Below are 20,411 nucleotides of genomic sequence, written 5' to 3'. Positions count from 1 at the left end.
CCTAGCTTCCTGTACAGTTTGTTTCAGTATAGGTTACTTTACCTAAAAACGTCACTTACAAACGGTTGAATCGGTGACAGAAAAAATAAGCTTGCCGGAATCAAAAAAGAGCGTATAGTAAGTATTGGAATTTCTAATGGGAAAGGTGAAATGTGCGTATGTCCTGGGACTTATTAAATATCATTGGAACGGTTGCGTTTGCGATGAGTGGCGCGATTGTCGCGATGGAAGAAAAATATGATTTGTTTGGTGTGTGGTTACTCGCGTTGATCACGGCATTTGGCGGCGGCGCCATCCGAAACCTGCTGATTGGGGTCCCGGTTTCCGCGCTCTGGTCGCAAGGCGGTCTGTTTTTGATTGCAATTTTAGTCGCTTTGCTGATCTTCGTTTTACCGCAATTATTTTTACCGCACTGGACACGGTGGGGAGTGCTCGCTGATGCACTCGGTTTATCGGCGTTTGCGATTCAAGGTGCGTTGATGGCTTCCGCAAAAGGATTGCCATTATCGGCAACGATTTCCGCAGCTGTCTTGACGGGAGTCGGCGGCGGGGTGATCCGCGATTTACTCGCCGGTCGCAAACCACTGGTCCTGCATAAAGAAATTTATGCGATGTGGGCCGTCATGGCGGCACTCGTCATCGATCGGTTTGAACTGACCAATCCTCTCCATTTGTTCACATTACTGGGGCTGATCACGATTTTACGTATGCTATCCTATTATTATGAATGGAATTTACCAGCACGACGTTTAGGGGGAGAAAAAGAATGAAAATCTTAATCATGATTGGGGCACTGTCGATGATGATGGCAGTGGCACTCGGGGCGTTTGGTGCCCATGCGTTAAAAGATATGTTGTCCGAGCGGATGCTCGCGAACTGGCAAACCGGTGTCCTCTATCAGATGGTTCACTCGCTTGGCATTTTGGCACTGGGCGGCATGCTATTAAAAGTGTCGATATCACAATTTTCACTGGCCGGCTGGTTGATGCTCGCCGGAATCGTCTTCTTCTCCGGCAGCCTGTACGTGATGGCGTTGACAGGAGTGACGAAGCTGGGAGCGATTACACCAATTGGTGGTGTCCTGTTCATCGCGGCTTGGATTTTTGTCGCCATCGGGGCATATAAAGGATTGTAACAGTAAGGATCTACTCGCTTCACGTGACTCGAACAGAGCAACGTGAAGCGGATAGATCCTTTTTTTGATGAACGCAAAAAAACCGGCAAACAGAACATCGTCTGTTCACCGGTACGATATAGAGCGATGGAAGCAGATGCCTCAGCGCTTTGCAGGTTGTGTTTTATTTAGCTTCGATAATGCTTGCTCATAGCGATCCAGTACACGTTCCGCGACTGGCTTTAGCTCTTTTGAAAGCACAGCGAATTGCAATTCACGCGATCGCGTTGATCGGTTCATAGCATTCCCCATGGTAATTCCTCCTTCAGGTACAAATCTGACAGTTTTTGTGGCCGCAAAGAGTATATTCCCGTAGGGTTTTTCTATGAAACGTGATTTAGCAGATTAAAGTGCGAAATGTGCTTCGAGATCGGTTGACTCCAGACGATTCCCGATGAAGAACTCACCGAATTCGCCGTATTTCGCGCTGACTTCGTCAAAGCGCATTTCATAGACGATTTTCTTGAACTGGAGAATATCGTTGGCGAAAAGCGTGACGCCCCATTCCCAATCGTCAAATCCAGTTGATCCGCCGATGATTTGTTGAATCTTGCCGGCATAACTCCGACCGATCATCCCGTGACGGTACATCAGCTCTTTCCGTTTCTCCATCGACAGGGTATACCAGTTATCGCCGTCGCGGCGTGATTTACTCATTGGATAGAAACAGATGTGCTTCGATTTCGGCAGGATTGGATACAAGCGGTCACGGACGTATGGATTTTCATACGGATTGCCTTCTCCTGAACCACGGTATGTCCCCAGTTCGACAACAGACACATACGAATAGGTGGGGATCAGGTAATCGTAGAGATCAAGTTTCTGCATTTTGACTTCGACGGCTTGAATGTCTTCCATCGTCGGACGAAGCACCATCAAGACGAGGTCGGCTTTTTGACCGATGATCGTATAAAGGGCATGACTTCCTTCTTTTTGTTCTTCGACCTGTGCGAGTTCACTCAAGAAAGCTTGGAATTCATGAACCATCTTTGTGCGGACCGTAGCTTCGACTTGCTTGAGACGGCTCCAGTCAATCCGGCGAAAATCATGGAATGTATACCAGCCGTCGAGTGTTTCGGCGGCTTGTTGCGTAACGGTTGGTTCTGATGATTGATGTTGCATAAGAAAACCTCCTGAATCTGGAATGGTAAACGGGTTGATCCATGTTCAATCTTACCATATCTTTTCAAATTGCCCGTAAGAAAACGGTTCATTTCACAAGCGGACCGGACATATATCCCGAAGGAACAGGGTATGCTCTTAAAGGGTGTGAGATTTTCAGAATGTCCGGAACTGTACTATATGAAAAAAATACTGTAATAGTATTCGAAAAGTCAGTCGTAGGAATGAAAAACACACTTTTTTGCAAATTGTTTTAATAACGAAACAGAACTGTGTATAATGAACACTGGAATGAACGTACAACAAAAACCGACACTTATTCGCCATAAAAGGAGCTAATATCATGCAATTATTCGAAATGCTTGAGACAAAAGTAAAAGCCCACCAACCAACGATCGTTTTCCCTGAAGGAATCGACGCACGTGTTCTTGGTGCAGCTGTCCGTTTGAAAAAAGATGGTCTTGTGACACCGATCGTCATCGGACCACGCGTTAAAATCGAAGAGACAGCGGCTGCGAACCAAATCGATGTCACGGATCTCGAAACCATCGATCCGGCTTCATATGATGGAATTGAAGAACTGGTTGCCTCATTCGTCGAGCGCCGTAAAGGAAAAGCGACAGCCGAGCAGGCGCGTGAAGTCATTCTCAAAGATGTCAACACGTTCGGTACGATGCTCGTTCACACAGGAAAAGCAGAAGGTCTTGTTTCTGGTGCGATGCACGCAACAGGCGATACGGTACGCCCGGCACTTCAAATCATCAAGATGCAAGAAGGGTACAAAAAGACATCAGGTGTCTTCATCATGGTCCGTGACGACGAGCAGTACGTGTTCGCCGATTGCGCAATCAACATTGCACCTGACGCTAACGATTTAGCTGAAAATGCCATCGCTTCTGCCAAAACAGCGAAAACATTCGGCATCGAGCCGAAAGTTGCGTTACTCAGCTTCTCAACAAAAGGTTCGGCGAAATCACCGGAAACAGAACGCGTCGTCGAAGCGACACGTCTTGCGAAAGAACGGGCGCCGGAACTTGCAATCGACGGCGAATTACAGTTCGACGCAGCATTCGTTCCGAGTGTCGCGAAATCAAAAGCACCGGAATCAGATGTTGCGGGTCAAGCGAACGTCTTCATTTTCCCAAGCCTTGAGTCTGGAAACATCGGCTACAAAATCGCCCAGCGTCTCGGTGGTTTCGAAGCGATTGGTCCGATCCTCCAAGGTCTCAACAAACCGGTCAACGACCTTTCACGTGGTTGTAACGAAGAGGACGTCTACAAATTGGCAATCATCACAGCAGCTCAAGCGGTTGAAGAACGTCAAGGATAAGCCATTTTCGAAAAAGGCTTTACTTTTTCAGTGAACTCCGTAAAATGGAACACATCACGCATCAACGAATAAACGTATAGCAACGCTCGTATAATAGTGGGAATTGGCCCACGAGTCTCTACCGGATCGCCGTAACGGTCCGACTACGGGTGGTGAGTTACTGCTCTCTTTTTAGCGTACAGTGGCTGCCCCCGGGTAGCGGCTGTACGTTTTTTTTCGTCAAAAAGGAGAAATCAGTTATGAAACGTTTGGAAGATATGATTACACAAGAAGGACTGGTCTTATCGGATCAAGTCTTAAAAGTCGATTCCTTTTTAAACCATCAGGTCGATCCGACTTTGATGTGGGAAATCGCCTATGAATTCATGGACCGGTTTAAAGATGCCGGAATCACCCGGATTTTGACGATTGAAGCAGGCGGGATTGCCCCCGCCATGATGACAGCCTTACGTCTTGGCGTCCCGATGGTCTACGCCCGGAAAACCAAGTCGTTGACGCTGAACGAAGGGACGATTTCAGCCGAAGTCTACTCCTTTACGAAACAACAGACAAGCACGATCACCGTCGCTGAAAAGTATCTGCAGGCAGGCGAACGGGTGTTGATCATCGATGATTTCCTGGCGAACGGCGAAGCCGCCTTTGGTCTGGCGAAACTTGTTGAACAGGCGGGAGCTGAAGTGGCAGGCTTCGGAATCGTCATTGAAAAATCATTCCAACCGGGCCGTCAAAAATTACTGGATGCCGGGTTCCGCGTCGAATCGTTGGCACGGATTAAAAAACTGGAAGCCGGACAAGCGACGTTTGTTGACCGGGTGAACGTATGAAGACATTATCGAACGTCAAGGCAGCAAGCCTTGGTCTGCAACATGTGTTGGCGATGTATACCGGAGCTGCGATTGTTCCTTTGATTGTCGGTAGTGCGATTGGTTTATCCGGTGAAGAACTGGCGTATCTCGTAGCGATTGATTTATTCATGTGTGGTGTCGCGACGTTGTTGCAGGTCTTCGTGACGAAATATACAGGGGTCGGCTTACCGGTCGTCCTCGGCTGTACGTTTACCGCAGTCGGTCCGATGATTGCCATCGGGAGTCTGCAAGGCATTACAGCGATTTACGGTGCCTTGATTGCCAGTGGACTGATTATCCTGGTGATTTCCGGTGTGTTCAGCCGGATCGCCGTTTTGTTTCCGCCGGTCGTTCTTGGATCAGTCGTCACGATCATCGGCATTTCGCTGATTCCGGCTGCCATCAATGATATCGGTGGGGGACAAGGGGCAAAGGATTTTGGCGACTTACGCTACTTAGGACTCGCAACGTTGACGATTGTCTTGATTCTGGTCTTCAACCGATACGGGACCGTTTTTTCAAAAGCCGCGGCGGTGTTGATTGCTGTTTTGATCGGTACATTGGTCGCATTCGGCATGGGGATGATTGATTTCAGTCCGGTTGCCGAGGCATCGTGGTTCCAGATGGTGACACCATTTTACTTTGGTGTGCCGACGTTCAATGCAACAGCGATTCTGACGATGACGTTGGTTGGACTTGTTTCGATGGTCGAGTCGACAGGTGTCTTCTTGACGCTTGGAGAAATTACCGATAAAAAGTTGACGGACAAAGACTTGGCGCGCGGTTACCGCGCGGAAGGGGCAGCGACGATCATCGGCGGGATTTTTAACAGTTTCCCGTATACGACGTACAGCCAAAATGTCGGTCTGGTTCAACTGACGGGTGTCAAAACACGGAAAGTCATCGTGTTTGCAGGATTCTTTTTAATTCTGCTTGGTTTTTTACCAAAAGTCGCAACGTTCACGACCTTGATTCCAAAACCCGTTCTCGGTGGAGCAATGCTCGTCATGTTCGGGACGGTTGCAGCGAGCGGGATTCGGATTTTATCCCGTGTCAATTTTGCTAAAAATGATAATGTGATTACCGTTGCCTTAGCGCTTGGTGTCGGGCTTGGCATCAGCATGAATCCGGCGATCGTCGCGTCACTGCCGGAACAAGTCCGCGTCTTGACGGACAGTCCGATCGTCGCCGGATCGTTGACGGCCCTTCTGTTAAACGGTTTATTCCGGTTGACCGAAAAGAGACAGTACACGGAGAAATCACGTCTCGCCAAAGTTGAATAAGGTTTGTAACTTCTCAGAGGGGAGCGGTCATCTATACTACTAGGTATAGCCGGTTGCTCCTTTCTCGTTGCGTTACATAAATCAGAATATTTCGAGTATGTGTTCTTGAACAAAAATATCACTTGAAAACGTTTACAAAACGGACACAATTTCATTATACTGACAACGTAGCGGTTAGGGGAACTGCTAGGAAACAAACAGAGACGGGAAGGACGTCGTACAGATGAAACAACAGACAGAACTGAATCGCGGGCTGGAAGAACGTCACATTACGCTGATGTCGCTGGGGGCGGCAATCGGTGTCGGACTGTTCTTGGGATCAGCGAAAGCGATTCAACTGGCAGGACCAGGTATATTGATCGGCTACTTAATCGGAGGCATCATCATCTTCATCATCATGCGGGCACTTGGGGAGCTCGCTGTTCGGGAGCCGGTATCCGGCAGTTTTGCCGAGTATGCACGAAAATATGTCAGTCCGTTAGCCGGATTCCTGACAGGCTGGAATTATTGGTTGCTCTGGATCTTTACATGTATGGCGGAAATCACGGCAGTCGGGATCTACATGCAAGAATGGTTCCCGAATTCACCGACCTGGATGTGGGCACTTGGTGCACTCATCTTAATGACGAGCATCAACTTCATTGCCGTTAAATTTTACGGTGAGTTTGAATTTTGGTTTGCATTGATTAAAATCATCGCCATCATTGCGATGATTGTACTTGGAACATTGACGATTGTCATCGGTTTCGGAAACGGTGGAACACCGGTCGGGATTTCAAATCTTTGGTCGAATGGTGGATTCTTGCCAAACGGCTTTGGTGGTGTCTTGCTTGCGATGCAGATGGTCATGTTTGCCTTCTTAGGGATTGAAGTGATTGGGGTCACAGCAGGGGAAGCAAAAAATCCGAAGAGAACGATCCGTAAGGCGGTCAACAACGTCTTCTTGCGGATTCTCGTGTTCTATATCGGAGCGTTGTTCGTCATTCTGTCGATTTATCCATGGAATGAAGTCGGACAGAATAACAGCAGTCCATTCGTGTTATTATTTGATTCACTTAATATTCCGGCAGCGGCCGGTATCATCAACTTTGTCGTCTTGACGGCAGCACTGTCGTCGTGTAACTCAGGGATTTTCTCGACGGCACGGATGATGATGAACTTGTCGCAAAACCAGGAAGCACCAAAACGATTCGCGAAGATTTCAAAAAATGGTGTCCCGGCATTGGCAACGATTCTCTCGGGCGTCGCATTGTTAGTCGGCGTGGCCTTGAACTACTTCTTGCCGGAAGATGTGTTTGCGATCGTCACGAGCATCGCGACATTCGGAGCCGTCTGGACATGGGCGATGATCTTGATTGCTCAAATGCGGGCACGAAAAGTGCATGGTACGGCTGAATTCGCCGTTCCGTTTTTCCCGATTGCGAACTATCTTGCGTTAGCCGCACTCGCAGGTGTCATCGTCTTGATGGCGTTTGATGCCGGCACACGGATCGCATTGATCGTCGGTCCGCTCTGGTACGTGATTTTGATTGCCGTTTATTATGCACGGGGCATGCATAAGGAAAAACGTCAATCGCTGGATCAAGCATCAGGAGAATGACAGAAGAGATCAGCTTCGGCTGGTCTCTTTTGTTCTGTTTCGACGTCAGTTTTGCTACACTGAACAAAGATGAAATTAGAGGAGGAACTACTATGAAGACGATCCATGTCGATGAATTACAAGAAAAGCTTGAAGCGGGCGAAGCGTTACACGTCGTTGATGTCCGGGAACAAGACGAGTACGACGCCGGTCATATTCCAAACGTCCGTTTCCTGCCGATGTCGGAAATCGGTGAGCGCTATACCGAACTGCAAGAAGGCGAAACGTATTATCTGATCTGTAAAGCAGGGGCCCGAAGTGAGAACGTCGGACGTTTCCTTGAACAGTACGGTTACGACATCATTAATGTCGAAGGCGGCATGATGAACTGGAAGGGCGATCAAGAAGCTTAACTGAAATGAGTGAAAAGAAGAAGGTTCCTTACAAAAAGGAATTTTCTTCTTTTTTTATTTGCTGTGAAAAAATACACATTCTAGCCGATAAAAAGAATAGAACAACGAGTCATCGTACTCGAGAATGGGAGAGAGAGATGAAAGAAAAGAAAAAACGCACGTTAAGCATCAAACAAAAACTAATTTTGACCTCTATGCTCTTATTATTGATTCCGTCACTTTTAATCGGCTTTGTCTCATACAGTCAAGCCAAACAAAAAATCACGGACCAGATTCTTCAGTCCGCCCACGCCGGTGTCGACCGGATGAATGACGAAATCATGAACATCGTTGATCCAATGCGACGGGATGTCGCGTTTTTTGCGGATCGCATCGACGGAACGTTATATGAATCGGGCAAGCAGAACCTCGACTTAAAAGAAAAAATGACCGAATACTTAGATACACACCCGCAAGCCGCCAACATTTATTATGCGACGACGACGGGGGAAATGACGATATATCCGGAACAGTCGATGCCGGAAGACTATGATCCACGGGACCGTCCGTGGTATCAGGCAGCAGAAGATGCGAGCGGTAAAGTCGTCATCACCGATCCTTACGTCGACGCTTCTTCAGGAAAAATGATGGTTACCTTGTCTCAAACCGGAGGCAACGGACGTGGTGTCATCGCGGTGGACGTCGATGTCGACCGAATCGCGGAAATCGCCAAGAAAATCAAAATCGGGAAAGAAGGTTACGTGACGATTTTGGATTCTAATAAAAAATTCGTCAGTCACCCGACATTAAAACCCGGTGAAACAGCCTCAGGAGACTGGGTCGATTCAATCTACGCCGGCAAAGCAGGACAATTTTCTTATCTGTTTGAAAATGAAGAAAAACAAATGGACTTCATGACGAACAGTCTGACGGGCTGGAAGGTCGCCGGCACACTGTACGACCATGAAATCACGGATGAATCATCGAGTATCCTTTGGACGACACTCGGCGTCATCGCCGCGACATTCGTCTTGGCGGCAGTGCTCTTATTCTTTATCTTACGGTCAATCATCAGCCCGCTGAGTCGACTGACGAAGAGTGCGGAACGGATTCAAGAAGGTGATTTGACGGAGCAGGTCGTCGTCGAATCCAACGATGAAATCGGGCAAGTGGCGGAAAGCTTTAACGTCATGATTGGATCGCTCCGGTCGATCATCACGAATCTCGATCAATCGATTGGTCAAGTTGCCGCCTCTTCGGAGGAGTTGATGGCAAATGCCACACAAACGACGGCAGCGTCTGAACAAATCGCCGGCTCGATCCAAGAGATGGCGGCAGGTGCCGGTCAATCGAAACGTCAACTTGACGGGAATGCCGTCTCCTTACAAGCGATTACTTCCGGCGTCATGCGAATTGCTGAAAGTTCGACCAACGTGTCCGAGCTGTCACGCGCGACGGCAACAGAAGCGGAAGACGGAACAGCAGCCGTTGCCAAAAACGTCGAACAGATGAAAGCGATTGATGCCTCGGTCGAAAACTTCGGAGAAGTCATCCAGTCGCTTGCACACCGTTCAAATGAAATCGGGAAGATTGTCGATGTCATCAACGGTATTGCGACACAAACGAATTTGCTTGCGCTCAACGCGGCCATCGAAGCGGCACGAGCAGGCGAAAACGGGAAAGGATTTGCCGTCGTCGCAAGTGAAGTCCGTAAACTCGCGGAACAATCGCAGGACTCGACGAAACAAATCTCCGACTTGATTCAAAATATCAAACAAGAAACGGAACGATCCGTCTTCCTGATGAAAGAAGTGTCGCATCATACGAAAGCGGGACTGGAAACGACGGAAGATTCGGCAGTCCGTTTCGAACAAATCATGTTGCGGACACAAGAGATGACACCGCGCATTGAAGATGTCACGGCAACAGTCGAAGAAATTGCCGCAAACGTCCAGGAAGTGTCCGCCTCTGCGACGGAAATCGCGCATATCGCCGATGAGAACTCTTCAGCAGCAGAACGTGTCGCTGCGACAACAGAAGAACAGCTTGGTTCGATGGAAGATATTTCGCAGTCGGCCAAAACATTATCCAATATGGCAGAAGAACTGCAAGTCCTTGTTTCACGTTTTAAAGTCTAATCCTTCAAACGATCGTCCCTGCGGGTGACGGTCGTTTTTTTGTCTCTGAAAAAGGTCTTGTTTCCGACGGGATTTCCGGTGTTTTTTGCTTGAACGTCCCCTGAAACGGGAAAATACAACTATAGCCTGGTCATTCATAATCGGGAGGTGTTGACGATGGCACGACTGACAAAATTGATGGAGTGGCAACAAGCGGGTCTGATTGATGCGGAGACCATCAACCGGATCAAAGACTACGAAACACACCGGCAAAAAAAGAACCGTGTCCCGCTTTTGTTGATTGTCGGCCTGACCTTCGTGGGTCTGGCCCTACTCAGCTTTTTAGCAGCAAATTGGCAAGCGATTCCCGCACTCATTAAAATTGGGTTAGTCCTGGTCCTTATGGTCAGCTGTTACGTCCTCGCCGATTTATCGGAGCGACGGACGATCTGGAATCCTGTTGCTTTTCGCATTCTCGGTATCATCGCGTTTGCGGGAGCCCTCATTGTCACCGTCCAAAGTTTTCACATGTCGATGCAAGGATCCTTCATCGGGTGGGCCGTATTTTTGGCGGCGCTCGGTCATTTCTTCACTTGGCGTCATCCGGCATACGCGATTCTTGCTTTCATCGCCGGTCTGAACATCTTTACCGGCGTCGGGGGATTCGGAAGCGAACAGGCGACGTTTCTAGACTGGACATCAATCGTTTTTCTCGCCCTCGTCTCGCTCGCTTGGTTTTATTTCAGCCAGTCTTTCCCGTCCTTGATCCTCAGTTGGTTGTTTCTTTATCTGGTGGGTCTCGAACTGTTTGCCCTTGTCTCCTATGACGGTGTCCTGTGGCCGATTTGGACGTTATTTGTGCTCGTTCCGCTGTTACTCGTCGTTAAAGAAGAGGCGCATCGTCAGGTGTTATACCATCTCTACCTGGTCGTCGCCGCGATCAACTCCTTGATTTATCTGACGGTCCGTGCCGAGACGACGGATTCCTCGATTCCTTGGGGGGAAGCGATTGCCCTTGTGGTGTTCACGATCGGAATCGGTTACCTCGTCTACCGGAAGTTTCAACCGTTGCTTTGGATTTTGCCGCTCGGTCTGTTCGGATTGTTATGGTTTGATGAACAGGCGATTTTAATCGCGGCGCTTGTTGAAATCCTTGCCTTTGTCTATTTGATTGAACGGGAACGCCAAGGCAGCCGATTGACGATCCCATTCCTCTATTTCATCGCCGTCCAGCTGACGATCTACTTCATCTATGCCTGGAACCGGCTTGATATGTCGCTGTTTTTCTTGGTCGGAGCAGTGCTCGTATTCCTGATTGCCGGTATCTTGTGGTGGATCCGAAAACGTCGTGAGGGAGGAGTGACGTCATGAAACGGTATCTGTTTCCGGTTCTGCAAATCATCGTCGTCTTAGGTGTGATTCTGAGCTTTTATTCGATTTCCTGGTTGGGTGACAGCTATCGTTTCCGGGCGGAACCCTTTGATCCGTTTAGTCCTGTGTACGGAGAATATGTCATGTTGCAATATCCGGACTTAAAACCGGAGGACTCCGTCAAGAAAGGGTTGGTCTACGTCACGTTTACGACAGATGCGGACGGTTATGCGAAGATCGACCGGATCTCCAATGAACGCTTTTTCGGGTCTGTTGCCGGTGACTATTACGATCAATACGTGACGATTCCCCAACTGACCCAGTACTATGTCGAACAAGGCACCGGTAAAGGATATGAGGATGCAAAAAAACTGGAAGTCAAAGCCGATGTTTCGCCTTGGGGAACAGTCCGGGCGACTGAATTGTTGGTCCGGAAGTAGTTGGTTGGACTCAGAAAAACACAAAAACCGTTTGGAACCATCACCTTTAAACGTGATGATCCAAGCGGTTTTATGATTATGCTGATTTTTTTACTTTTTCCCAACGCGGTGAATTGAGCAACTCAATCCATTTGCGGACAGCAGAGATTGTGATGACAATCGCGAGTATCCCCATCGTGACCGAAAGCACCGTATTGAGGATGCTGAAGCCGGCAGATGCCGGATTGGCATAGACGTTTGCCACCATCCAGATGTCGGCGAACGTCACCGTCACGAGCAAGTAGACGAGCGGAATGAATGTCGTTAAGGCATACACCTTTTTGTCGGCAATCTTCAGGATGATCGTCGTTCCGATAATCAATCCGATGGATGCCATCAATTGATTCGAGACGCCGAACAATGCCCAAATCGATCCGATGTCACCGGAGAACAGCAGATAACCCCAGAAGAACGTACCGAGTGCACTGGCAAAAATCGCACCCGGAATCCAGTCGACCCGTTTTAACGGTTTGTAGAATTCTCCGAAGAAGTCCTGAATCAGGTAACGGGCAACCCGTGTTCCGGCGTCGATTGCCGTTAAGATGAAGACGGCTTCGAAAAGAATCACGAATTGGAAGAAGAAGCCGGCGATTTCCCGGAACCATGGAATCGCCCGGAAGATGAACGTCATCCCGACGGCAAGGGAAACCGCTCCGCCGGTCCGTCCGGCAAGATCAAGACCGATTTCCCGCGACATTTCGTCAAGATAGACCGTACTCATACCAAGTGTTGCGAATACTTCAGGTGTCGAGTTGATCGCGAAGTAGTCACCGACTTCGAGTGACGTCGCGGCAATCAAAGCCATGACGGCGACGAGACACTCGACGAGCATGGCGCCAAAGGCAACCGGTTTGATGTCGCTCCAACGATTGATCATCTTGGGTGTCGTCCCGGAACCGACAAAAGCATGGAAACCGGAAATCGCACCACACGCGATCGTGATCGAGATGAACGGCCAGACGGGACCGGCGATGATTGGACCACCACCATCCACGAATTTCGTGAAGGCCGGGAAGCGGATATCCGGATTGATGATAAAGACCCCGATGATCAAGGCAAGGAAAACCCCGATCTTCATGAAACTTGATAAGTAATCCCGTGGAGCGAGCAACAGCCAAACCGGCAGCGCCGCAGCAAAGAAGGCATAGATCGGTAAAGCGATTGCCAGTTGGCGGGACGATAAATCAAACCAACTGCCGATGAACGTATCTGTCAGCTGCGGACCAAAACCGATTGCGGCAAGAATCAGTAAAAAGCCGACGATTGATGCGAACACGAGATTTCCGCCTTTGCGTAAGTAGATACCGACTGCCATCGCGATCGGAATCGTCGAGAAGACAGCAAACGTTCCCCATGGGTTATGTTCGAGGGCATGCAAGACGACCATCGACAAGCCGGCCATCGTGATTGTGATGATGAAGAGCATCGCAAGACCGGCACAAAAACCAGCGACCGGTCCGAGTTCTTTTTTGGCGACTTCCGATAACGATTGACCGTCTTGGCGCATCGAAGCGAACAGGACGACCATATCGTGGACGGCACCGCCGATGACAGCTCCAATCAAGAGCCAAAGCAGACCGGGTAAGTAACCGAACTGAGCGGCGAGTACAGGACCGACAAGCGGTCCGGCAGCTGCGATCGCGGCGAAGTGGTGACCAAACGAAACCCACTTGTTCGTCGGGACATAGTCTTTTCCATCGGCAAATTTATGGGCCGGGGTTTCCCGGTCCTCTTTGATTTTTAGGACCTTAACGGCCATGAACGTGCCGTAAAGACGATAGACGATTAATAAAATACAAATGACAGCAATGACAATCGGGGTAGCGCTCATTCGTTAGACCTCCTCGTAAATTGGTATAAGGAAAGTGTACGTTAAATGAAAACGCTTTCTTTTGTTTTGAGGACAAGTGGTTGTTTTTGAAGGATGACACGTTGGAAAGGGGCGATGAACGGAAAAAGAAGCACTCAGATGCCGAGTGCTTCCTTTAAGATTTTGACATACGTCCGACTGACCGGAACATCAATTTGTTGGATTTTAATCGTATAGGCACCGTTGAACCATGGTTCGATCGCTTCGATGGCGGCTAAATTGACGAGATAAGACCGGTGGACACGCAAGAAACGATGGTCGGCTAATTTTTTTTCGAGTTCTTGTAACGTATCATTCGACGGATAAGCATCCGAGCGGGTGACGATTTTGGTTTTACCGTTTTCGGCGACGATGTAATCGACCTCTCGCGGGGAGAGCAGCTTCAACTGATCTCCCGACTCGACCGCCAACCGTTCGACACGCGGCGCTTTGGCGAGTGGTTTTCGCATGACTTTTTCAATGGCCCGGACAATCCGTGACGGATCGTACGGTTTTAAGATGTAGTCATACGCATTCAGTTCAAAAGCTTCGAGTGCGTGCGCATCATAAGCGGTTACGAACAAGATGGCCGGAGGGTGAGGCATCGACTGCAACCGTTTGGCGATGTCGAGACCACTCCCGTCAATCAATTCGATGTCGAGAAAAACGAGGTCCGGTTGGAGTGTTCGCACGAGTTGCTCCGCTTCGAGGACGTGTCCGGTCTCGGCGACGACATCGAGTCCGGCCCGGACGACGTGATAGCGGAGTTCGTCGCGGGCAAGCGGTTCATCTTCAATTAGAATCGTGCGCATGAAGCATCTCCTTTCCTGTTTCGAGCGGAAGATGGATGGTGATGGTCGTTCCTTCCCCGGGCTGACTGGTCAATCGGAAGGTCCCTTTTTCCGCATAAAGACTTTTGATTCGTTCTGCTGTATTAAAGATCGCGGTTCCGGTTCCGTTTGACGCGACGACTTCACGACCCAAGCGGGCCAGTCGGTCCGGTGCGATGCCGCATCCGTTGTCGACGACTTCCAAGACCAATTGATCGGACGTTGTCCAAGCGGTCACTCCCACGTAGCCGGTCTGTCCGGGAGAGAAGGCGTGCTGAAACGCGTTTTCGATGAGCGGTTGGAGGATGAACGGTGGGACCAGTAACTGTTCGCTCCCGTCCGCGAGATCAATATCGACGAAGGGGCGATTGGGAAATCGGGCCGCTTCGAGTGAAATATAGGCTTCGATATGTTCCAGTTCTTTTTGTAAGGGAATCTTCGTCGAACGGGCGCCCTGCAGATTACTGCGGAAGAAAGTCGACAATTCGAGTAACAAGCTCCGTGCTTGTTCGACATCCGTCCGGCAGGAAGCATAAATCGTATTGATGGCATTAAACAAGAAGTGCGGATGGATTTGTGCTTCAAGGGCGCGGATTTCCGCATCCTTCAGCAAACCTGCCTGTCGTTCCGCATTACCGAGTGCGAGTTGCGTCGAAAATAATTTCGCTAACCCTTCAATCAGTTCGACTTCGACCGCATCGAGTACATCAGGGTGCGGATAGTAGACTTTCAGTGTTCCGACGGTTGTTCCGCCGATTGTCAACGGAGCAATGATCCCGGCTTGAAGCGGACAATCTGATTTCGGACAGCCGATGTCATCGCGGTCGGTGACGAGTCGGAGTTGTCCGTCTCTCAAGACATGTTCGGTCGGACGTGTCGTCCATTGACCACCCGCTTGATGATGGTCGCTGCCGACGCCAAGATGCGCCAGGATGACGGATTGATCGGTCAAGGAGACCGCGTCGGCACGCGTTTGTTGCAACAGGATGTCCGCGACGGCTTCGGCCGTTTGGATATTCAAGCCGCGTGTTAAGTACGGTAACGTCAAGTCGGCGATATGCAGCGAGCGCTCCGCTTCCCGTGCCCGGACATGTTCTTCCTCCCGCGCCGCCAATCGAATGATCGATAAGAACAGCCAGACGCCAAGAACATTAACAATCGTCATCGGGATGAAGATGAACTGGACGAGTTCGATCGCAGCCGGAAAGGGATCAGACAACAGAAGAATCAGTGACATTTCAAAAATCATTAAAAATCCGGTCAAACAAATCGGGAGCAGCGCTTGGCTCCCCAAGCGATCACGCCAATAAGCGCGTAAGCACCCGCTGACACCACCTGCAATCACGGTCGCGAGGGCGCAGGCGAAGGCGGTAAAACCACCGAGTGTATACCGGTGGATTCCGACGAGCAGTCCCGTAATCGTGCCGCCGACAGGACCGGCAAGCAAGCCGCTGATGACGACGATCATCGTCCGTGTATTTGCGATGGCAGACGTTCCGTTCACTTCATCAAGCCAGGTATGCGGTAAAAACTTGGTCAAGTCGACTTTGACACCGGTGTAGTTGCTGAGTATGCCGTATGTAGCGAAAAATAAAATCAGTAAACCGAATTGCCAACCGGCTTCCGGTTGTTTCAGCACACGACGTGTTGGTCCCCACTGGGCGAGGATGAACGCCAAAATGATCATGATCCCCAAACGCTCCAGTAAAAAGGGGATGAGTTCCAGCATGACATCCCTCCATTCGCTTTAAGTGTAAACGCTACCGAAAAAGAGGACAACGAAAAAAAGGATGACAGATTTTAAAGTCCGTCATCCTTTTCTATGAAGAGCGCGACTTGAAGCCAGCTCCTTGATGTTCCTGATTATTGTGCGTCTTTGTCGAACGTGATCCGAGCAATCGCATCGTGTTGGTGGATAGTTTCTTCATTTCGGCATTCGACGAAGAAGGACGCGATTGGATCCATTTCGTAAAGATCGGCAGCAATTAAGCGCACCATGTCTTCGACGAAACGTGGGTTTTCGTATGCCATTTCTGTGACACGTTTTTCATCCGGACGTTTGAGGACCGGATGAAGCGGTGCTGAAGCATTTGATTCTGCAGCGTCGAGGAGCTCTTGTTTCCAGTTGAAGTCATCCGCTTCGTCGCGTAAAGCAGCTTCCATCGTGACGTAACCACGTTGGTTATGGGCACTGTATTCACTGATTTCTTTTGAACATGGGCAAAGTGTCGTCACATTGATCGTCAAACCGACCGACAATGTGGCTTCGTTTGTTTCGGTGTTGACACTGACGGTTTGCCACACTTCGGCATTCATCAAGCCACTGAGTCCCGTTGCCGGAGCTTTACGTGTGAAGAACCACGGGTAACGGATTGTTAATTGTCCTTCTGATTGCTCCATCCGCTCCGCGAGATCACGAGCGAATTGAATGAGTGATTCATTTGTGACGACCCAGCCTTCGTTATGGTACTGGTCGAGTTGTTCTGTCAAACGACTCATGTTGATCCCTTTACGGTCTTGTACAAGCGAAGTCGACAGTTCGAACGTCGCGATGGTTGCTTGTGTCGTCTCGCCATCTTGAATGACAACCGGATGTTTCACGTTGGAGATTCCTACTGCATCCAGTGCAAATAAGAAATTCTTTGGTGTATTTTGCAGATCGACCATTTTATCTTTTTCAGTTGGTTTTGTTCCTTTAATAGGGGGAACAGAACCAAAAAGCTTGTGACGCTCTTCTTTGGTTGGCAGTGTAATCGGGTAGGTAGACATTCAGATCGGCCCCTTTGTCCTTTTGTAGTAGTGCAAGTAGTAATAACATGACAGGAATGCTAGAGACGAGCAAGTCTGATGATTCCGTGAATGTGTTTCGCGACATATCGTTGCTATGAATTTTATCACGAACACGACCCAAAACGAAACTCGCAAGTCTCGAAAGAAACAGTTTGCTGATTTGATGGAATAACTTGCTTGCAATCGGGTATACTATCATATAGTATGTGTTCATGTGAACGTGTAAACTATCGTGTCGTGTGAATTCTTAATTTAGCTTATATTGTATAGGAAGGAATGAAGTAGATGGATTGGCAGTTAGTACTTCAATATGCCTGGGTCGTCCTTGTTTTAATCGCTCTAGAAGGACTTCTTTCGGCAGATAACGCGCTTGTTTTGGCAGTAATGGTAAAACATTTGCCGGGCGAGCAACAGAAAAAGGCTTTATTTTATGGATTGGCAGGAGCATTTGTGCTTCGATTCGCGGCATTATTCGCAATTTCATTCCTCGTCGACATTTGGCAGATTCAAGCACTTGGTGCCGCCTATCTCTTGATCATGGGACTGCGGCATATCTACAAAACCGTCAAGGCCCGGCGAATTGGTGAAAATCATGGCGCCGAAAATGAACTTGACGAAGAACCAAAATCAGAAGAACCGGTCTCAAAAGCAGAGTTTTGGAGAACCGTCGCAAAAATCGAATTCGCTGACCTTGCGTTTGCCGTCGATTCGATTTTGGCAGCCGTCGCACTGGCTGTTGCTCTTCCGAACTGGGGAACTGGAGAAATTGGTGGCTTAAACACAGGTCACTTCGTCGTCATCTTAACGGGTGGACTGATGGGAGTCGTCTTGATGCGATTCGCAGCACGTGTCTTCGTTAAATTGCTCGCGGAGCGTCCTGGTCTTGAAACAGCCGCTTTCGCCATCGTTGCTTGGGTCGGGGTAAAACTCGCAGTCCTCGCACTCGAACACCCGAACTACCATGCATCGATCGAAGGAACGATTTTTGAAGCAATGAAACTTCCGGAAGGTTTTGCTCACAGTACACCATGGCAAATCTTCTTCTGGACAGTGATGGTCAGTCTTGCACTTTGGGGTTGGTTCTCATCTCCAAAAACGAAATCAAATCCAGATGCAGAAAAGAAAGTCGAAAAAGAGTTATAAGAAAGCTGAGGCTCTCCTGAAATGGAGAGTCTTTTTTTGTCTGAAAATCCTCCGGACCGGGTAAAAAGAACAATCATCCTCAAGCCTTCAGTCTTTTTCTTTTAGGTAAGCCGCATTATAATAAACTTACTGAACAAAAAGGGGATTCGTTTTATGGATATTGGATTAATTACGCAGTATGCGACCGTTGGGCTCGTCTTGATCATCTTGCAAGGGCTGTTGTCTGCGGACAACGCGATGGTCATGGCTGTCCTCGTTCGTCCGTTACCGGATGAGCAACGGAAAAAAGCTTTGTTTTATGGATTGATTGGGGCCCTCGTCTTACGTTTTGTCGCCATCTTCTTCGCCTCGTACTTGGCGACGGTTTGGGAACTCCAGGCACTTGGGGCGATTTATCTGTTTTATGTCGCCTTCAAAGGGATTGTGGAAGCACGATCGAATAAACATCAAGTGCCGGACGCGATGGCATCACAAAAAGCGTCCCCTAATTTTTGGTGGACGGTCGTCAAAGTCGAGTTTTCGGATTTGGCATTTGCCGTCGACTCGACGCTGGCAGCGGTTGCCATGGCGACGACGCTACCGATGATTGGCGGAACGATTGGTGGATTGAACACCGGACAATTCTGGGTCGTCTTCTTCAGCGGAATCATCGGACTGGTCATCATGCGTTACTTCGCCAGCTGGTTCGTCGTCTTGTTACAGAAACGACCGGGTATTGAAGAAGCTGCCTTTTGGCTCGTCGCCTGGGTTGGGGTGAAGTTAGTCGTCATGACGCTTGCTCATCCATCGATTGACGTGTTACCACATGAATTTCCGGAGAGTACACTCTGGCAAACTATTTTCTGGGTTGTCCTCGCACTGATTTTGGTGTTAGGTTGGTTTAGAAGTGGTACAAAAACAGAAAAACAATAAAGAAGAGCGGGCAAGGGTCATCATTCCCCTGTCCGTTTTTGAATGAGGAGAGATGACGATGCAAAACGGTAATTTCATTCGGATGTTGACACGGATGCAAAATGTTCCGCGCTGGGATGAGTACGCTCCGCGTTTTCCGGATAATGCGGCGAGTCACAGCTTTCGGGTCGCGTTATTCAGCTTGATGGCGAGTTATATCGAAGAGGAGGCGACCGGCGTCAAGTTGGATCGTCTGTCGTTACTCGGAAAAGCTTTGTTTCACGACATGAACGAAGTCATCACGGGACCGATCAAACACCGGACGAAAAAAGAACCGACGCTGCATGCGCATATTCAGGCGATGGAACAACAAGCGAGTGAAAAACTCGTCGCATTGCTGTCCAAGTCGTTGCAACCGGATTTTACGAACTATCTCGTCTTTGCGGAAGATGATTCGCCGGAAGGACAGATGGTCGAGGCGGTGGATACGTTTGATGCGATGTTGTTTGCGAAACGGGAAGCCGACATGACCGGGTCGACGTTCTTTAAAGCCAAAACGGCGGAATTGCAGACAGTGCTTTTAGATCATCCTATACATGCGATCCGGACGTTGACCCATTCCGTTTTTGCGGAAGATGCCATGTCGCGCTTCATCGACAACGTCCTGATGATGGATACGATCCGGCGCTGGAAAGGCCGTTTTAATACGATTGATGATAACGATGCGACGCATGCGTTCCGTGCTGCATCGCTTGGGCTATTCAACGGCTTGATTGAATCGAAGAAGTACGGCGTGGAGATCGATACGGCGGAAGTCGTGTCGCGTCTGCTTTGTCACGATTTGGTCGAAGGAACGACAGGCGATGTTCTCGGTCCCGTCAAACATGCGACGCCCGTCACGGCAGCGGCTTTTGAAGCGTATGAGCGGACGGAAGGGGAAGCGTTGATTCATCTGCTTCCGGCATCGATGCAGCGTGAGTTTCACCGGTTTGTCGTTGAAGCCAAAGATGAAACGTATGAAGGACAGATGGTCGATGTCGTCGACAAACTCGATGCGTTGATTAAGATGAACATGGAGCGGAAACTGAACGGCGTCGAATACGAGACGGGTTACCGGGCACAATTAAAGAAAGTCCAAACGGCTTATGAGAATCCATCGGTAGTCTTTTTCCTTGCCTATGTCTTACATGACTTGGATTACGTGACATCCTAAAAG

General features: G+C 49.2%; 18 protein-coding genes and 1 riboswitch. Of the genes, 13 read left to right on the top strand and 5 right to left on the bottom strand.

What is annotated here, in order from left to right:
• The first annotated feature begins 158 nt into the window (after window positions 1-158).
• Entirely contained in the window at window positions 159-770 is a 612-nt protein-coding gene (locus P397_RS0116025) for a trimeric intracellular cation channel family protein (RefSeq protein ID WP_014969240.1), read from the top strand.
• The gene (locus P397_RS0116020) at window positions 767-1,135 is read left to right on the top strand and encodes a DUF423 domain-containing protein (RefSeq protein ID WP_026830583.1); all 369 of its coding nucleotides are present in this window, start codon (window positions 767-769) and stop codon (window positions 1,133-1,135) included. The genes P397_RS0116025 and P397_RS0116020 overlap by 4 nt, the downstream gene beginning before the upstream one ends.
• 384 nt (window positions 1,136-1,519) lie before the next feature.
• Here the strand turns inward: P397_RS0116020 and hemQ are convergent, their stop codons facing one another.
• Window positions 1,520-2,296 carry a hydrogen peroxide-dependent heme synthase gene (gene hemQ / locus P397_RS0116010; RefSeq protein WP_026834203.1) on the bottom strand — a complete coding sequence of 259 codons (777 nt, stop codon included), beginning with the start codon at window positions 2,294-2,296 and terminating at the stop codon, window positions 1,520-1,522.
• Window positions 2,297-2,639: 343 nt separating this feature from the next.
• On the opposite strand from hemQ, the gene pta reads away from it, so the two are divergent.
• The 8 genes from pta (at window position 2,640) to P397_RS0115970 (ending at window position 11,653) form a co-directional block, all read left to right on the top strand.
• Entirely contained in the window at window positions 2,640-3,626 is a 987-nt protein-coding gene (pta, locus tag P397_RS0116005; RefSeq protein WP_028107172.1) for a phosphate acetyltransferase, read from the top strand.
• A 66-nt stretch (window positions 3,627-3,692) separates the two neighbouring features.
• A riboswitch (purine riboswitch) is annotated at window positions 3,693-3,792 on the top strand.
• 73 nt (window positions 3,793-3,865) lie between these two features.
• The gene (locus P397_RS0116000) at window positions 3,866-4,450 is read left to right on the top strand and encodes a xanthine phosphoribosyltransferase (protein WP_026834201.1); all 585 of its coding nucleotides are present in this window, start codon (window positions 3,866-3,868) and stop codon (window positions 4,448-4,450) included.
• Window positions 4,447-5,754 carry a nucleobase:cation symporter-2 family protein gene (locus P397_RS0115995; RefSeq protein ID WP_028107171.1) on the top strand — a complete coding sequence of 436 codons (1,308 nt, stop codon included), beginning with the start codon at window positions 4,447-4,449 and terminating at the stop codon, window positions 5,752-5,754. The genes P397_RS0116000 and P397_RS0115995 overlap by 4 nt, the downstream gene beginning before the upstream one ends.
• 223 nt (window positions 5,755-5,977) lie before the next feature.
• Entirely contained in the window at window positions 5,978-7,354 is a 1,377-nt protein-coding gene (locus P397_RS0115990) for an amino acid permease (RefSeq protein WP_028107170.1), read from the top strand.
• A gap of 92 nt (window positions 7,355-7,446) precedes the next feature.
• Complete coding sequence (locus P397_RS0115985) at window positions 7,447-7,746, top strand: rhodanese-like domain-containing protein (RefSeq protein WP_028107169.1); 300 nt, start codon at window positions 7,447-7,449, stop codon at window positions 7,744-7,746.
• Between the two features lie 137 nt (window positions 7,747-7,883).
• A complete protein-coding gene (locus P397_RS0115980) occupies window positions 7,884-9,863 on the top strand; it encodes a methyl-accepting chemotaxis protein (protein WP_028107168.1) in 1,980 nt (659 codons plus the stop codon).
• 156 nt (window positions 9,864-10,019) lie between these two features.
• Complete coding sequence (locus tag P397_RS0115975; protein WP_028107167.1) at window positions 10,020-11,213, top strand: DUF2157 domain-containing protein; 1,194 nt, start codon at window positions 10,020-10,022, stop codon at window positions 11,211-11,213.
• On the top strand, window positions 11,210-11,653 hold the full coding sequence (locus P397_RS0115970) for a GDYXXLXY domain-containing protein (protein WP_026834195.1): 444 nt from the start codon (window positions 11,210-11,212) through the stop codon (window positions 11,651-11,653). Before P397_RS0115975 ends, P397_RS0115970 begins: the two co-directional genes overlap by 4 nt.
• 76 nt (window positions 11,654-11,729) lie before the next feature.
• Here P397_RS0115970 and P397_RS0115965 read toward each other — a convergent pair whose 3' ends face one another.
• The 4 genes from P397_RS0115965 to folE2 all read right to left on the bottom strand — a co-directional run bounded on the left by P397_RS0115965 (window position 11,730) and on the right by folE2 (window position 17,140).
• Complete coding sequence (locus tag P397_RS0115965) at window positions 11,730-13,523, bottom strand: carbon starvation CstA family protein (RefSeq protein ID WP_026834194.1); 1,794 nt, start codon at window positions 13,521-13,523, stop codon at window positions 11,730-11,732.
• Window positions 13,524-13,657: 134 nt separating this feature from the next.
• Window positions 13,658-14,353 carry a LytR/AlgR family response regulator transcription factor gene (locus tag P397_RS0115955; protein ID WP_026834193.1) on the bottom strand — a complete coding sequence of 232 codons (696 nt, stop codon included), beginning with the start codon at window positions 14,351-14,353 and terminating at the stop codon, window positions 13,658-13,660.
• Window positions 14,334-16,100 carry a LytS/YhcK type 5TM receptor domain-containing protein gene (locus P397_RS0115950; protein ID WP_026834192.1) on the bottom strand — a complete coding sequence of 589 codons (1,767 nt, stop codon included), beginning with the start codon at window positions 16,098-16,100 and terminating at the stop codon, window positions 14,334-14,336. The genes P397_RS0115955 and P397_RS0115950 overlap by 20 nt, the downstream gene beginning before the upstream one ends.
• Window positions 16,101-16,234: 134 nt before the next feature.
• Entirely contained in the window at window positions 16,235-17,140 is a 906-nt protein-coding gene (gene folE2, locus P397_RS0115945; protein WP_028107166.1) for a GTP cyclohydrolase FolE2, read from the bottom strand.
• Window positions 17,141-17,446: 306 nt separating this feature from the next.
• On the opposite strand from folE2, the gene P397_RS0115940 reads away from it, so the two are divergent.
• The 3 genes from P397_RS0115940 to P397_RS0115930 all read left to right on the top strand — a co-directional run bounded on the left by P397_RS0115940 (window position 17,447) and on the right by P397_RS0115930 (window position 20,408).
• Window positions 17,447-18,304 carry a TerC family protein gene (locus tag P397_RS0115940; RefSeq protein WP_028107165.1) on the top strand — a complete coding sequence of 286 codons (858 nt, stop codon included), beginning with the start codon at window positions 17,447-17,449 and terminating at the stop codon, window positions 18,302-18,304.
• A gap of 153 nt (window positions 18,305-18,457) precedes the next feature.
• Window positions 18,458-19,216: a TerC family protein gene (locus P397_RS0115935; protein WP_026834189.1), complete on the top strand. Its 759-nt coding sequence runs from the start codon at window positions 18,458-18,460 to the stop codon at window positions 19,214-19,216.
• 58 nt (window positions 19,217-19,274) lie between these two features.
• Window positions 19,275-20,408, top strand: coding sequence for a YfbR-like 5'-deoxynucleotidase (locus P397_RS0115930; RefSeq protein ID WP_028107164.1), 1,134 nt, complete (start codon window positions 19,275-19,277; stop codon window positions 20,406-20,408).
• Window positions 20,409-20,411 lie beyond the last annotated feature (3 nt).

The organism is Exiguobacterium undae DSM 14481, from assembly GCF_000620805.1.
GTDB lineage: Bacteria > Bacillota > Bacilli > Exiguobacteriales > Exiguobacteriaceae > Exiguobacterium_A > Exiguobacterium_A undae.
This window is presented reverse-complemented; position numbering and strand designations above follow the sequence as displayed.